At 65.7% G+C, this 15,348-nt stretch carries 7 protein-coding genes and 3 rRNA genes; 6 read left to right on the forward strand and 4 right to left on the reverse strand.

Annotated elements, in window-relative coordinates; genetic code table 11:
* Nucleotides 1-41: 41 nt before the first annotated feature.
* Together OHB49_RS22755 and OHB49_RS22760 are read right to left on the reverse strand one after the other, a co-directional pair.
* Nucleotides 42-2,057 carry a sigma-70 family RNA polymerase sigma factor gene (locus tag OHB49_RS22755; protein WP_329162557.1) on the reverse strand — a complete coding sequence of 672 codons (2,016 nt, stop codon included), beginning with the start codon at nucleotides 2,055-2,057 and terminating at the stop codon, nucleotides 42-44.
* A 378-nt stretch (nucleotides 2,058-2,435) separates the two neighbouring features.
* Entirely contained in the window at nucleotides 2,436-3,326 is an 891-nt protein-coding gene (locus tag OHB49_RS22760) for a TetR/AcrR family transcriptional regulator (protein WP_329162559.1), read from the reverse strand.
* A gap of 339 nt (nucleotides 3,327-3,665) precedes the next feature.
* Here OHB49_RS22760 and OHB49_RS22765 point away from each other — a divergent pair, with 339 nt between their 5' ends.
* Nucleotides 3,666-5,072 (forward strand): NAD(P)/FAD-dependent oxidoreductase, encoded by a 1,407-nt coding sequence (locus tag OHB49_RS22765; RefSeq protein ID WP_329162560.1) that lies wholly within the window; start codon nucleotides 3,666-3,668, stop codon nucleotides 5,070-5,072.
* A gap of 233 nt (nucleotides 5,073-5,305) precedes the next feature.
* Nucleotides 5,306-7,069 (forward strand): ATP-binding SpoIIE family protein phosphatase, encoded by a 1,764-nt coding sequence (locus OHB49_RS22770; protein ID WP_329162562.1) that lies wholly within the window; start codon nucleotides 5,306-5,308, stop codon nucleotides 7,067-7,069.
* Nucleotides 7,070-7,085: 16 nt separating this feature from the next.
* On the opposite strand, the gene OHB49_RS22775 is transcribed toward OHB49_RS22770, so the two are convergent.
* A complete protein-coding gene (locus OHB49_RS22775) occupies nucleotides 7,086-8,396 on the reverse strand; it encodes an MFS transporter (RefSeq protein ID WP_329166588.1) in 1,311 nt (436 codons plus the stop codon).
* A 132-nt stretch (nucleotides 8,397-8,528) separates the two neighbouring features.
* Between OHB49_RS22775 and OHB49_RS22780 the strand changes: the two genes are divergently transcribed.
* The 4 genes from OHB49_RS22780 to rrf all read left to right on the forward strand — a co-directional run bounded on the left by OHB49_RS22780 (nucleotide 8,529) and on the right by rrf (nucleotide 14,905).
* Nucleotides 8,529-9,086 carry a MarR family winged helix-turn-helix transcriptional regulator gene (locus OHB49_RS22780; protein ID WP_329162564.1) on the forward strand — a complete coding sequence of 186 codons (558 nt, stop codon included), beginning with the start codon at nucleotides 8,529-8,531 and terminating at the stop codon, nucleotides 9,084-9,086.
* A gap of 679 nt (nucleotides 9,087-9,765) precedes the next feature.
* Nucleotides 9,766-11,291: ribosomal RNA gene (locus OHB49_RS22785) — 16S ribosomal RNA — on the forward strand.
* Nucleotides 11,292-11,587: 296 nt separating this feature from the next.
* Nucleotides 11,588-14,709, forward strand: a 23S ribosomal RNA gene (locus tag OHB49_RS22790).
* A gap of 79 nt (nucleotides 14,710-14,788) precedes the next feature.
* Nucleotides 14,789-14,905: ribosomal RNA gene (rrf, locus tag OHB49_RS22795) — 5S ribosomal RNA — on the forward strand.
* Together the 16S, 23S and 5S rRNA genes form the textbook arrangement of a ribosomal RNA operon.
* Nucleotides 14,906-14,955: 50 nt before the next feature.
* On the opposite strand, the gene OHB49_RS22800 is transcribed toward rrf, so the two are convergent.
* Nucleotides 14,956-15,336, reverse strand: a complete 381-nt coding sequence (locus OHB49_RS22800; protein ID WP_329166589.1) for a hypothetical protein — start codon at nucleotides 15,334-15,336, stop codon at nucleotides 14,956-14,958.
* Between the last annotated feature and the right edge of the window lie 12 nt (nucleotides 15,337-15,348).

A 15,348-nucleotide genomic window follows, 5' to 3' on the forward strand; every position in this document is an offset into this window, starting at 1 on the left:
CGGCGTCGTCGGCTACCGCCCGGCTCCGAACCGGCCTCGCCTCAGCCGCAGCTGATTCCCGACTGTGCCCAGTCGGCCAGCGCCACTCCGCCGAACGGCGTGCGCGGTTCGACGACGAGCCGGATCCGCTGCTGTCCCGCGATACCGAGACTCACCGGCACGGGCGGATGGTTGCGGTTCATCACCGGGGACCGCCACAGCCGTGCCCCGGCACCGTTGAACACGGAGAAGCGCACCGAGCCGAGCCCCGGTGTCAGATCGTCGACGCCGACCATCGCCTCGTAACGGCTGCACGGCCGGTTCAGCTCGATGGTGACCGAGGACTTGCTCCGTACGGTCACTCCGTGCGCGTACCGCGTACCGCCGGTGGACATACCGGAGCGCCGCCAGACCCAGTTGCTCTCACCCGTCGCCACCTCAGGCTTGGTGTGGTCGCCGAGGACGGGGTAGCGCAACTTGCTGACCTGGTAGACGGTCGGCGGCGCGGGCGGCGGCGGGGCAGGAGTGGCCGTCGCGGGCGGCTTGGGCTTCGGCGGTGCGGGGACCGGCGGCTTGGGCGTGGGCTTCGGCGTAGGTGTGGGGGTGGGCCTGGAAGCAGCCGTCGGGGGCTTCGGGGACGGAGTCGGCGCAGTGGCCGGCGGCGCGGGAGCGCTCGGCGGCTCGGGCGTGGGTGTCGGCTTCGACGGTGGGGGCGACGGCACCGCGGGCGCCACCACCGGGGGTTTGGCCACGGGCCCGGCCTCCGGCTTCGGCGCCTTGTCACCGGCCAGCGCCCACACCAGAGCGGCCGCGGCCGCGACGGCCACCGCTGCCGCGATCCCGGCCTTGACCGGCGCCCCCAGGCCTTCCGCGGCGGCCGCGCCACCGGCCGCGCCACCGGCCGCGCCACCGGCCGAGCTGCCGGACGAACTCCCGCCCGTCGCCGCCGCGGCACCCGCACCCGCTGCACCCACGGCGCCACCCGCCACGATCCCGGCGGTCTTGAGCGCGTACCCGGCGGCGAACCACCCGATGACCGCGACCGGAAGCAGTGCCGGAATCCCGGCGTTGACATGTGCCAGTTCGCCCACGGCGACCCGGCACTTCGCGCACTCGTCCAGATGCTTGCGCAGCCCGCGCTCGGCCCGGATCCGCAGCCCGCCCCGGGCATACGCGCCGAGCCGGTCCGCATAGCGGGCACAGTCGCCGCCGGAAGTGAGCGACCGGCTCACATGCGCCTGCAGATACGCCTGCTTCAGCCCTTCGCGGGCCCGGCTGGCCAGCACCGCCGTGGCGTTGGCGGTGAGCCCGAACAGCGGCGCGATCTCGCTCGGCGACTCTTCCGCGACGGTGGTGTGCCACAGCACCGCCTGCCAGCGCTCCGGCAGACTGCGGAACGCCTTCATGGCCATCGACTGCTCGGCCTCGTGCATCGCCAGGACGTCGGCGCCGAGATCGAGCGTGTCCGTGTCCGACACCTCGGAGAAGCCGGCCGCCTGCGCTGCGAACACCGCGAAGTCGTCGACCAGTTGCTCCCGTTTCGCCGTCTTTGTCCAGGCGGCTGCGATATGCCGGACGGCCGTCATCAGATACGCACGTACGGCTTCCTCGGGCCCCTTGCCGCCCCGAACCGCCTGCAGGGTGCGGGCGAAGACCTCGGCGGTCAGGTCGTCGGCGGTGTGGGCGTCCCGGCAGCAGCTCCGCGCGTAACGACGAACACTGCCCGAGTGGCGCCGGAACAACTCCTCGTACGCGAGATCGTCGCCGTCCCGCATCTGCAGGATCAACTGGGCGTCGGAGCGGGCGAGTGCGGCGGTGCCGGAACCACTGCCACCTGCGCGCTGCATCGGTACGGCGGCTTCGGCTCCGATCCCGCCGTCCGGCTCCACCGGCCCGCTGCCGACGGGCGCGGGCGGCCAGGGGCCGGGCAGTACCTTGCCGGCTGCGGCGTCGCCGCCGGACCGCTCGGGGCCGGCCTGACTCGGCACCTGCCGGGCGGGCACCCCGTCGGCTTCCGTGCCACCGCCCACGGTCGAGACGCCGTCGAGCGACTCTTCCTGCTGCTCGTCACCGCTCATCGCGGAAGCCCCCGTATGCGCCTTCGGACCCGAACACCGGGCAAGAGTGCCACATGGCGCAATGGCGACGGTCGTTCAGTTCCCGCAACCACTCATCCGGGGTGTTTTCCCGAAAGCGAGCACTAACAGCCACTCGAACAGGGAAGGAACAATGCGCCCGAGAGGCGGGTGAGTTGTCGAGCGCGACCCCGTACACAGGGGCCGCACCGACTCCCCACGCCATCCTCACCCGCCCGAAGCGGCACCCTCACGGAGCCGAAGACCCCACGCGCACGGCAGCCGGCCCGGTGGATGCGCGGATCGTGCCGAAGCACGCCCCCGGCCCGCCAGGGCACACGGGGAGCCGACGGCCCCACTCGAGCGGTCCGAACAGTCCGCTCACGCCGGGCGTGAGCGCAGCCCCTCCAGCAGGATGTCCAGCAGCCGGGCCGAAGCGGCGGCCTGCTGAGCCGCGTCCGGCAGCGAGGGTGCCGCCGTGGCGATGACGAGCAGCACGTCCGCCACCGTCACATCGCGGCGCAGTTCACCCGCTGTCCGTGCCCGGTCCACCAGCCGGCCCACGACCTCCAGCAGCTCGGCCGCACCCGTGTCGTCGTCCGTGAGCCCGTCGTCGGCGGAGCTCCCACCGACGACCCGGAGGTCGGCCTGCGTCACTCCCTGCCGCTGGTGAGGTACCCGAACCCCATCCCGGACTTCACCGGAGCCGGAGCCGGAGCCGGAGCCCTGACCCGCGCCCGCGTCCCGTACGGCTGCCGGCTCCCCGACGACTGTCGAGTCGTCCACATCGACGCCGACCCGCAGCACCTGTGGCGGCAGCAGACGACCCGCCCCCGAGGCCACGGACGTGCGCAGGAAGCGCGAGAGCGCCGACCACGGCTCGTCCTCCTGCCCCAGTGCGGTCCGCGCCTGGTCGGTCAGCCGGGAGGTCTCCTCCTCGGCTATCCGGCGCACCAGCACGTCCTTGCTCGGGAACCGCCGGTACACCGTGCCGACCCCGACCCGGGCGCGGCGCGCCACGTCCTCCATCGGGGCCCCGTACCCCAGCTCGCCGAACACCTCGCGCGCGGCCCGCAGCACATGCTCGAGATTGCGCTGCGCGTCCACGCGCAGCGGCGCCGAGCGGGCGCCGCCGCCGGACCCGACCGTGGTTCCCACCGCGGTTCCCGCTCCGGCGGAACCTATCGAGCCGACTGTCCCCACTGTGCCGATTCGTCCGTTTCCGTCGGACGAGACAGCAGCAGTCTGCCAATGCGAATCCTGAATGTGCATAACTTTTCCCCCGGTTATGACGTCTCCCCCCGGAGACTCCCGCCGTGTCAGCCGGGGAGTGGATCGTCATCCCAACCCGACACCCCGACGACATACGAACATAGTTGAGCCCGGGTCAATTCAGAAGGGGGTAGTTCCGCACGGAGCGCCCCCCGATCGGAGCTAGGACCGGTTGGTTCCCGTTTCCGCCCCACCCCGCCACCCCCGCTGCAACGTCTGACCTGCGCGCCTTCCGTACACCCGGAGGGATCAACGACACCGGCCCCCGGAAAACCTCCGGTCACACAATTTGCCGGGGCTGTGGACAAATATCGGAGCACGTTGCGTCATGGGGAGGTGATGGCTTCAGATTCCCGGGGGACACCCCCCGGCCCGCCGCCGGGTGAGCGCATTCTCGTCATCGGCGGCGGCTACGTCGGGATGTACACAGCGCTGCGTCTCCAGCGGAAGCTGAAGCAGAGACTCAAGTCCGGCGAGACCGAGATCGTCGTCGTCACGCCCGAGCCCTACATGACGTATCAGCCGTTCCTGCCCGAAGCCGCAGCCGGCTCGATCTCGCCGCGCCATGTCGTCGTGCCACTTCGCCGCGTCCTTGCGCACTGCACCATCGTCATCGGTGAGGCACGGCAGATCGACCACGCCAAGCGCACCGCGACCGTCACCACCCTTGCCAGCGGTGAGGACGGCACGGGCGCCGTAGAGATCCCGTACGACGAGATCGTCATCGCGCCCGGCTCCGTCTCGCGCACCCTCCCGGTCCCCGGCCTCGCCGACCACGGCATCGGCTTCAAGACCATCGAGGAGGCCATCGGCCTGCGCAACCATGTGATCGAGCAGATGGACATCGCCTCCGCCACCCGCGACCCGGCCATTCGCGACGCCGCCCTGACCTTTGTCTTCGTCGGCGGCGGCTACGCGGGCGTCGAGGCGCTCGCCGAGCTCGAGGACATGGCCCGCTACACCGCCCGCTACTACCACAACATCAAGGCCGAGGACCTGAAATGGATCCTCGTCGAGGCCTCCGACCGGATCCTTCCCGAAGTCGGTGCCGCGATGGGCACGTACGCCATCCGGGAGCTGCGCGGCCGCAACATCGACGTACGCCTCGACACCCGGCTGGACTCCTGCGATGACCGGGTCGCCGTTCTCAGCGACGGCTCCCGCTTCCCGACCCGCACGCTCGTGTGGACGGCGGGCGTCAAGCCCGCCCCGATCCTTGCCGCCACCGACCTGCCGATCGACGAACGCGGCAGGCTCAGGTGCACGGCGCAGCTCACCGTCGAAGGCGCCGAACACGCCTGGGCCGCCGGGGACGCCGCGGCCGTTCCCGATCTGACAGCGGAAGAACCGGGCAAGGAGACCGCTCCCAACGCACAGCACGCGGTGCGTCAGGCCAAGGTCCTCGCCGAGAACATCCTTGCGGCGATCAGCGGCCAACCGCTCAAGGAGTACCGGCACAGCTACGCGGGCTCCGTCGCCTCGCTCGGCCTCCACAAGGGCGTCGCCCATGTCTACGGGCGCAAGCTCAAGGGCTATCCGGCCTGGCTGATGCACCGTACGTACCACCTCAGCCGGGTGCCGACGTTCAACCGGAAGGCCCGCGTCCTTGCCGAATGGACCCTCGCCGGACTCTTCAAACGCGAGATCGTCTCCCTCGGCTCACTGGAACACCCGCGCGCCGAATTCGAACTCGCCGCGGGGGGAAGACGTACCGACGGCGACGGCCCGCCGAAGAAGGATGGCTGACTGTCAGTACGGTCGGTCACACTGGACGTGTGACCATAGGTGGGCCCACACCTGCACAGAGTGACCCGGCCGGCGGTGACCAACAGTGACCAGTACGACGAGGCCCGGCTGCGCCTCCCCGGGGGTCCGGCCCCCGGTGCCCCCGACCCCGGCGAGAGAGAACCGGTAGAAGAACCGGAAGAGGAAGCAGCCCGCCCGAGCGGACCAGACCGACACACGAGGCCAGAAATTCCGTGAACTTCACGCGTTGGAGCGCCCGCCTACCAGGAACGCGCCGCGCCGCCGCGCGGGACGACCGTAGTTCCGTGCCCGCGGCCCGCGCCGAGTACGCCAGGCCCGAGCCCGGGTCCGGCCCAGCGGACGGCGACACGGCCTCCCCCGGGGCATCCGCAGAGATCTCTCAGGACAGCACCGGCCAGACCTCCGGCCGGCCCGCCGAACTCTCCGGCCCCGCCCTGCTGGAGGATCTCTCCGCCCGCGAGATCCTCGGCCGGCTGCCCGCCCTCGTCGCCCTCGTGCACGGCCCCGACCACCGCATCGCCTACGTCAACGACGCCTACGCAGCCGCCTTCGGCCCCAGACCCACGGGCGCCACCGCCGCCGAGGCGATGCCCGAGCTCGACGAGCTGAGCCTGCTGCCCCTCATGGACCAGGTTCTGCGCAGCGGCACCCCCCGCACGGTCAAGTCCCGCAAGGTCCGCAGCGGCAACTCGTACACCGTGACCTGCACCCCCGTCGCCACGCCCACCGGTCCCCCCGTGGACGGCAGGAGCAAGAAGAAGAACGGCAGGAACAAGGGGAGCGAAGGCGGCGGTGTCCTTCTGTACGCCGCCGATGTCACCGACCACGCCGAAGCGGCCGAGCGCCTGCGCACCAGCGAACGCCGTCACCGCGAAACGGCCGTCACCCTCCAGCGCTCCCTGCTCCCACAGGAACTGGAGCAGCCGGACGACCTGCGGATCGCCGCCACGTACCAGCCGGGCGGCACGGACGCGGCGGTCGGCGGCGACTGGTACGACGTCATCACTCTCGGCGCGGGCCGCACCGCCCTCGTCATCGGAGACGTGATGGGCCGCGGGGTGCGCGCCGCGGCGGTGATGGGCCAGCTCCGCACGGCCGTGCGCGCCTACGCCCGTCTCGACCTCCCGCCGCACGAAGTGCTCCAGCTGCTCGACGGTCTCGCCGCGGAGATCGACGCCAGCCAGATCGCCACCTGCGCCTACGCGGTCCACGATCCGAACGAGGGCCGGCTCGTCTACGCCTCCGCCGGCCACCTCCCGATCCTCGTGCGCGATCAGGACGGCACGGTCCACCGTGCAGAGGACCCGACCGGACCGCCGCTGGGCACCGGTGGCTGGATCCACACCTCCGGCACGATCGCGCTGCCGCCCGGCTCCACCGCCGTCCTCTACACGGACGGTCTCGTCGAACGTCGCAGTGAGGACATCGACGAGGGGGTCGCCGCCCTGGAGCGCGCCCTCTCCGGTGCCAAGGGATCCCCGCAGGTGGTCTGCGACCGTCTGATCCGCTCCCTCGGAGTCACGGCCGAACACGACGACGACGTCGCCGTGCTGGTGGTCCAGCATCCCGCCCGCACGGGGACGAACGCGGAGCTGTTCCACAACGCCTCGCTCGATCTGCTCGGCGGCATCGAAGCGGCCCCGCGCGCCCGCGCCTTCGCGACCGGCGTCCTCACGTCGTGGCGCTTCCCGGTCGAGCTGTGCGATCTGGGCGTCCTCGCCGCCAGCGAACTGGTGGCGAACTCCCTCCAGCACGGCATCCCGCCGATGCGCCTGGGACTGCGCCGCACCGACCGCCGCCTGATCATCGAGGTGACCGACGGCGACGACCATCTGCCGCGCCGGCGCCGCGCCGAACCGGCGGACGAGTCGGGCCGCGGCATCTCCATCGTCGCGACGATCGCCTCGTCCTGGGGCAGCCGCCGCACACCGGGCGGCGGCAAAGCGGTCTGGTGCGAGTTCGCGCTGCCTCAGTGAGCGTCAGCGGGTGACGTCACCGAGCGTCAGCGGGCTCCGGCATCCGCTCGGCCACCATCCCGGCCTCCGGCCGTGACACGGCCACCACCCGCGACGGCAGCGCCGCGAGCGAAGGCTGGTCCTGTACGGGGGTGAGCCGGTGGCCCAGCCGCAGGGCGAGCACGGTGATGCCCAGGGAGAACAGCACGAACGTCACGATGTACGGTCCGTGCAGCGAAGCCCCCATCGGCCCGCCCACAGCCGGACCGACCGCCAGCGCAAGCTGCTTGACCAGGGCGAACGCCGAGTTGTACTGACCGACCATCGACTCCGGGGCAAGGTCGGCGACCAGCGGCGCCACCGTGGGCGACAGCATCGACTCACCGAGTCCGAACAGTGCGTACGTCGAGATCATCGCGGCCGTCGCCATGGTCTGGCTGCCGTGCCCGAGCCCCGCGTACCCCGCCACGATCCAGGCGAACGCCCAGATCAGGCCGACCGAGGCGATGACCCGGCTGCGCTTGCGTCGCTCGACCAGCCGCAGCACGACGAACTGCGCCACGACGATGACCGCGGTGTTGGCAGCAAGGGCGATACCCAGCGTCGAAGGCTCGATCCCGGCAGCCTCGGTGCCGTACGCCGCGAGACCGGACTCGAACTGCCCGTAGCAGGCGAAGAACAGCACGAAGCCCAGCACACACAGCTGAACCATGGCCCGGTGCGACAGCAGCGCCCGGAGCCCGCCCTTCGCGGTGGACCCGTCGGTGGGCCGGGCGTCCGCGATGACAGGAGTACGAGGCATCCGCACCGTCACGGCGACGACGCCGAGCACGATGAACATCGCCGCCTCGATCAGGAACAGCAGCGTGAAGGTCTCCGGCCGGTTCGTGTCGACGATCTGCCCGCCGACCAGCCCACCGATGCCGAGCCCCAGGTTCTGCAGAAAGAACTGCATGGCGAAGGCGCGTGTACGGGTGGCCGTGCTGGAGCACCAGACGAGCATCGTGGCGAGCGCGGGCGACATGACGGCCGTGCCCGCGCCGAGCACGGCCGCCGACAGCACGGTGGTCGTCACATTCGACGAAAGCCCGAGGGCCGCCGCCCCCACGGACGCCACCACGGCGGAGACGATCAGCACCGGCATCGGACCGCGCCGGTCGATGGCCCGTCCGGTGAACGGCAGGACAGCCAGCGCGGCCATGGCGAAGACCGCCAGCACGACTCCTGCCGTACCGGCGCCCAGGTCCCGCACCTGCGCCACATAGACGTACAGATACGGAACGGTGAACCCCACACCGAACGCGCTCAGCGCGCTCCCCAGCTGGATCCGCCGCAGCGCTGCGCCCATTTCCCTGGTCACACTCACCTACCTCAAGCTCACGAAGGACTGACGTCCAAAGACTTTAACAGTAAAGTTAGAGCTTCAACAATACAGACCGAAGGACTTCGACGCCAATGAAGGCGTGCCATACTGCCCGCCATGCCTGACACCACCGAGCCCTCCGGCCTCCAGGAGCCGAGCCTCGACGAGCAGATCGCGGCCTACCAGCGCGAGTTCCGGGACCTGGACCCCCAGGTCGAGCAGGTCGTCTCGGCCCTTGGCCGACTGAACCGCCGGATGAACGTCGGCTACGGACGCCAGCTGGCCGACCTCGGCATCAGCAACGCCGAGTGGGAGGTCCTCAAGACCCTCGTCGTGGCGGGCTCTCCCTACCGGCTGGGTCCGGGCGAGCTGGCCAAGCGCCTCGGCCTCACCCCGGCCGCGATGACCCACCGCATCGACCGCATGGCCGGCGAGGGCCTGGTCACCCGGGACAGGGACGAGAACAATCGGGTGCGCGTCATCGTCGAACTGACAGACGAAGGCCGTACGAAGTGGCTGGAAGCGATGCGCATGGCGTCCGCCTTCGAGGAAGACCTGCTCCAGGACCTCTCGGGCGACGAACGCGGAGCCCTCGGCGAGATGTTGATCCGCCTCCTGCGCCGGGTGGAACAAGCCCAGCCGGACGCCGGCGGCCGCCTCACCGACCTGGACTGACCCTCGGCGGGCGAGGGGGAAAACGGCTTGACCTGGCGGGGTTGACACGCCCTCCACCGATCCGTAAGGTTCTTCGAGTTGTCACGGAGCCGGAACGGTTCTGCGGCAGCCGATCCCGCCGCGAATGCGGCAACCAAAACTCTGCACGATCTCCCACTCGGGAAGATTTCGGCATGCCGGAATTCATTTCGAAGGCTCGATTATGAGCCGCCGGGAAAATCCGCTAGAGTTTGGACGTCGGAACGGCCCAACAGCCGGGAAGGCAAACCCCGCTGACTGGGAATCAGGCCCGAAAGGATCTGATAGAGTCGGACTCGCCGGAAAGGGAAACGCGAAAGCGAAGAACTGGAAAGCACAGCCCGCTTCGACCGGGAATCGGACACGAAAGAGTCTGATAGAGTCGGAAACGCAAGACCGAAGGGAAGAGCCCGGAGGAAAGCCCGAGAGGGTGAGTACAAAGGAAGCGTCCGTTCCTTGAGAACTCAACAGCGTGCCAAAAGTCAACGCCAGATATGTTGATACCCCGGCCTGTTTCGGCAGGTTGGTGGTTCCTTTGAAAGTCCTGCCGGGCCTTTGTGGTTCCGGTAGGCAATTACACAGCGAGGACGCTGTGGACGGTCGGTCTTATTCCGGCTGATCGTCCCGCTCTCGTGATGTGTCTCCCGATTACGGGAAAACATTCACGGAGAGTTTGATCCTGGCTCAGGACGAACGCTGGCGGCGTGCTTAACACATGCAAGTCGAACGATGAAGCCCTTCGGGGTGGATTAGTGGCGAACGGGTGAGTAACACGTGGGCAATCTGCCCTTCACTCTGGGACAAGCCCTGGAAACGGGGTCTAATACCGGATAACACTCTGTCCCGCATGGGACGGGGTTAAAAGCTCCGGCGGTGAAGGATGAGCCCGCGGCCTATCAGCTTGTTGGTGGGGTGATGGCCTACCAAGGCGACGACGGGTAGCCGGCCTGAGAGGGCGACCGGCCACACTGGGACTGAGACACGGCCCAGACTCCTACGGGAGGCAGCAGTGGGGAATATTGCACAATGGGCGAAAGCCTGATGCAGCGACGCCGCGTGAGGGATGACGGCCTTCGGGTTGTAAACCTCTTTCAGCAGGGAAGAAGCGAGAGTGACGGTACCTGCAGAAGAAGCGCCGGCTAACTACGTGCCAGCAGCCGCGGTAATACGTAGGGCGCAAGCGTTGTCCGGAATTATTGGGCGTAAAGAGCTCGTAGGCGGCTTGTTGCGTCGGTTGTGAAAGCCCGGGGCTTAACCCCGGGTCTGCAGTCGATACGGGCAGGCTAGAGTGTGGTAGGGGAGATCGGAATTCCTGGTGTAGCGGTGAAATGCGCAGATATCAGGAGGAACACCGGTGGCGAAGGCGGATCTCTGGGCCATTACTGACGCTGAGGAGCGAAAGCGTGGGGAGCGAACAGGATTAGATACCCTGGTAGTCCACGCCGTAAACGTTGGGAACTAGGTGTTGGCGACATTCCACGTCGTCGGTGCCGCAGCTAACGCATTAAGTTCCCCGCCTGGGGAGTACGGCCGCAAGGCTAAAACTCAAAGGAATTGACGGGGGCCCGCACAAGCAGCGGAGCATGTGGCTTAATTCGACGCAACGCGAAGAACCTTACCAAGGCTTGACATATACCGGAAAGCATCAGAGATGGTGCCCCCCTTGTGGTCGGTATACAGGTGGTGCATGGCTGTCGTCAGCTCGTGTCGTGAGATGTTGGGTTAAGTCCCGCAACGAGCGCAACCCTTGTTCTGTGTTGCCAGCATGCCCTTCGGGGTGATGGGGACTCACAGGAGACTGCCGGGGTCAACTCGGAGGAAGGTGGGGACGACGTCAAGTCATCATGCCCCTTATGTCTTGGGCTGCACACGTGCTACAATGGCCGGTACAATGAGCTGCGATGCCGCGAGGCGGAGCGAATCTCAAAAAGCCGGTCTCAGTTCGGATTGGGGTCTGCAACTCGACCCCATGAAGTCGGAGTTGCTAGTAATCGCAGATCAGCATTGCTGCGGTGAATACGTTCCCGGGCCTTGTACACACCGCCCGTCACGTCACGAAAGTCGGTAACACCCGAAGCCGGTGGCCCAACCCCTTGTGGGAGGGAGCTGTCGAAGGTGGGACTGGCGATTGGGACGAAGTCGTAACAAGGTAGCCGTACCGGAAGGTGCGGCTGGATCACCTCCTTTCTAAGGAGCATCTAGATTCCGCAAGGAATCCAGAGCCACTACGTCGGCAAATGTTCGACGGTGGTTAGCTCATGGGTGGAACGTTGACTATTCGGCACGACAGGTTGTTTTTCACTAGTACTGCTTCGGCGTGGAACGTGGGGGATGGTCGGTCGTGTCGGGCACGTTGTTGGGTGTCTGAGGGTATGGCCGCAAGGTTGCCTTCAGTTGCCGGCCCCAGTGAACTCGCCCTTAGGGGTGGGGTGATGGGTGGCTGGTCGTTGTTTGAGAACTGCACAGTGGACGCGAGCATCTGTGGCCAAGTTTTTAAGGGCGCACGGTGGATGCCTTGGCACCAGGAACCGATGAAGGACGTGGGAGGCCACGATAGGCCCCGGGGAGCTGTCAACCGAGCTTTGATCCGGGGGTGTCCGAATGGGGAAACCCGGCAGTCGTCATGGGCTGTCACCCGCTACTGAACACATAGGCAGTGTGGAGGGAACGAGGGGAAGTGAAACATCTCAGTACCCTCAGGAAGAGAAAACAACCGTGATTCCGGGAGTAGTGGCGAGCGAAACTGGATGAGGCCAAACCGTATGCGTGTGATACCCGGCAGGGGTTGCGCATGCGGGGTTGTGGGATCTCTTTTTCACAGTCTGCCGGCTGTGAGGCGAGTCAGAAACCGTTGATGTAGGCGAAGGACATGCGAAAGGTCCGGCGTAGAGGGTAAGACCCCCGTAGCTGAAACATTAACGGCTCGTTTAAGAGACACCCAAGTAGCACGGGGCCCGAGAAATCCCGTGTGAATCTGGCGGGACCACCCGCTAAGCCTAAATATTCCCTGGTGACCGATAGCGGATAGTACCGTGAGGGAATGGTGAAAAGTACCGCGGGAGCGGAGTGAAATAGTACCTGAAACCGTGTGCCTACAAGCCGTGGGAGCGTCGCATGCAAGCTTGCTTGTATGTCGTGACTGCGTGCCTTTTGAAGAATGAGCCTGCGAGTTTGCGGTGTGTTGCGAGGTTAACCCGTGTGGGGAAGCCGTAGCGAAAGCGAGTCCGAATAGGGCGTTTTAGTAGCACGCTCAAGACCCGAAGCGGAGTGATCTAGCCATGGGCAGGTTGAAGCGGAGGTAAGACTTCGTGGAGGACCGAACCCACCAGGGTTGAAAACCTGGGGGATGACCTGTGGTTAGGGGTGAAAGGCCAATCAAACTCCGTGATAGCTGGTTCTCCCCGAAATGCATTTAGGTGCAGCGTCGTGTGTTTCTTGCCGGAGGTAGAGCACTGGATAGGCGATGGGCCCTACCGGGTTACTGACCTTAGCCAAACTCCGAATGCCGGTAAGTGAGAGCACGGCAGTGAGACTGTGGGGGATAAGCTCCATGGTCGAGAGGGAAACAGCCCAGAGCATCGACTAAGGCCCCTAAGCGTACGCTAAGTGGGAAAGGATGTGGAGTCGCAGAGACAACCAGGAGGTTGGCTTAGAAGCAGCCACCCTTGAAAGAGTGCGTAATAGCTCACTGGTCAAGTGATTCCGCGCCGACAATGTAGCGGGGCTCAAGCGTACCGCCGAAGTCGTGTCATTCCAGCATTAAGGGCCAACGCCTGCTGGGATGGGTAGGGGAGCGTCGTGTGCCGGGTGAAGCAGCCGCGGAAGCGAGTTGTGGACGGTTCACGAGTGAGAATGCAGGCATGAGTAGCGATACACACGTGAGAAACGTGTGCGCCGATTGACTAAGGGTTCCTGGGTCAAGCTGATCTGCCCAGGGTAAGTCGGGACCTAAGGCGAGGCCGACAGGCGTAGTCGATGGACAACCGGTTGATATTCCGGTACCCGCTTTGAAACGCCCAATACTGAATCAGGCGATGCTAAGTCCGTGAAGCCGGCCCGATCTCTTCGGAGTTGAGGGTAGTGGTGGAGCCGACGAACCAGACTTGTACTAGGTAAGCGATGGGGTGACGCAGGAAGGTAGTCCAGCCCGGGCGGTGGTAGTCCCGGGGTAAGGGTGTAGGGCGTGTGATAGGCAAATCCGTCACACATGAGCCTGAGACCTGATGCCGAGCCGATTGTGGTGAAGTGGATGATCCTATGCTGTCGAGAAAAGCCTCTAGCGAGTTTCATGGCGGCCCGTACCCTAAACCGACTCAGGTGGTCAGGTAGAGAATACCGAGGCGTTCGGGTGAACTATGGTTAAGGAACTCGGCAAAATGCCCCCGTAACTTCGGGAGAAGGGGGCCATCACTGGTGATTGGATTTACTCCATGAGCTGGGGGTGGCCGCAGAGACCAGCGAGAAGCGACTGTTTACTAAAAACACAGGTCCGTGCGAAGCCGTAAGGCGATGTATACGGACTGACGCCTGCCCGGTGCTGGAACGTTAAGGGGACCGGTTAGCTGACTTTCGGGTCGGCGAAGCTGAGAACTTAAGCGCCAGTAAACGGCGGTGGTAACTATAACCATCCTAAGGTAGCGAAATTCCTTGTCGGGTAAGTTCCGACCTGCACGAATGGCGTAACGACTTCTCGACTGTCTCAACCATAGGCCCGGTGAAATTGCACTACGAGTAAAGATGCTCGTTTCGCGCAGCAGGACGGAAAGACCCCGGGACCTTTACTACAGTTTGATATTGGTGTTCGGTTCGGCTTGTGTAGGATAGGTGGGAGACTTTGAAGCAGCCACGCCAGTGGTTGTGGAGTCGCCGTTGAAATACCACTCTGGTCGTGCTGGATGTCTAACCTGGGTCCGTGATCCGGATCAGGGACAGTGTCTGATGGGTAGTTTAACTGGGGCGGTTGCCTCCTAAAGAGTAACGGAGGCGCCCAAAGGTTCCCTCAGCCTGGTTGGCAATCAGGTGTTGAGTGTAAGTGCACAAGGGAGCTTGACTGTGAGACCGACGGGTCGAGCAGGGACGAAAGTCGGGACTAGTGATCCGGCAGTGGCTTGTGGAAGCGCTGTCGCTCAACGGATAAAAGGTACCCCGGGGATAACAGGCTGATCTTCCCCAAGAGTCCATATCGACGGGATGGTTTGGCACCTCGATGTCGGCTCGTCGCATCCTGGGGCTGGAGTCGGTCCCAAGGGTTGGGCTGTTCGCCCATTAAAGCGGTACGCGAGCTGGGTTTAGAACGTCGTGAGACAGTTCGGTCCCTATCCGCTGCGCGCGTAGGAATATTGAGAAGGGCTGTCCCTAGTACGAGAGGACCGGGACGGACGAACCTCTGGTGTGCCAGTTGTCCTGCCAAGGGCATGGCTGGTTGGCTACGTTCGGAAAGGATAACCGCTGAAAGCATCTAAGCGGGAAGCCTGCTTCGAGATGAGTGTTCCCACCCCCTTTGAGGGGTTAAGGCTCCCAGTAGACGACTGGGTTGATAGGCCAGATGTGGAAGCCCGGCAACGGGTGGAGCTGACTGGTACTAATAGGCCGAGGGCTTGTCCTCAGTTGCTCGCGTCCACTGTGTTAGTTCTGAAATAACGAACGGCCGTGTTGTTGCCCGGTGTTGGTTAATTTCATAGTGTTTCGGTGGTCATTGCGTTAGGGAAACGCCCGGTTACATTCCGAACCCGGAAGCTAAGCCTTTCAGCGCCGATGGTACTGCAGGGGGGACCCTGTGGGAGAGTAGGACGCCGCCGAACAATTATTCCGGGAAAGCCCCGTGCCCTTGTGGCACGGGGCTTTTCTGCGTTTACGGGCCGACCGTTTCCTCCGGCGGAGACCATACGTAAGGGGTCGTGGTGGTCACTGCCTGGAAGCCGAGTCGGCGCAGGATCGGTGCGCTGTCGCTGGACGCGTCCACTTGCAGATAATTGACCCCGCGAGCTGCTGCGATCTGGGCGCGGGCGGCGAATCGGTCACGCTGACGGGCGATCAGCGCGTCGAGTGCGGCGCCGCGTACCTGCACGTCGCGCGGGGCGCTGATGAAGCCGCGGAACTGGCCGACGGTCCGGATCAGGGGGCCGTCCTGTTCGTAGCCGACGCCCGCCGGAGGGTTGGGCGACACGCCCCGCATCTGCTCGTCATAGGCCGAGAGTAGGCCGGCTGTCTCGTCGGTCGTCTTGTCATCCATGTCTGTCACGGG

It is taken from the genome of Streptomyces sp. NBC_01717, assembly GCF_036248255.1.
In the GTDB taxonomy this organism is placed as follows: domain Bacteria; phylum Actinomycetota; class Actinomycetes; order Streptomycetales; family Streptomycetaceae; genus Streptomyces.

Excerpts from the sequence above, each read along its gene's own strand:
- OHB49_RS22765 (WP_329162560.1), top strand. The coding sequence starts at position 3,666 with ATGGCTTCAGATTCCCGGGGGACACCCCCCGGCCCGCCGCCGGGTGAG.
- OHB49_RS22800 (WP_329166589.1), bottom strand. The coding sequence starts at position 15,336 with ATGGATGACAAGACGACCGACGAGACAGCCGGCCTACTCTCGGCCTAT.
- OHB49_RS22780 (WP_329162564.1), top strand. The coding sequence starts at position 8,529 with ATGCCTGACACCACCGAGCCCTCCGGCCTCCAGGAGCCGAGCCTCGAC.
- OHB49_RS22755 (WP_329162557.1), bottom strand. The coding sequence starts at position 2,057 with ATGAGCGGTGACGAGCAGCAGGAAGAGTCGCTCGACGGCGTCTCGACC.
- OHB49_RS22760 (WP_329162559.1), bottom strand. The coding sequence starts at position 3,326 with ATGCACATTCAGGATTCGCATTGGCAGACTGCTGCTGTCTCGTCCGAC.
- OHB49_RS22775 (WP_329166588.1), bottom strand. The coding sequence starts at position 8,396 with ATGGGCGCAGCGCTGCGGCGGATCCAGCTGGGGAGCGCGCTGAGCGCG.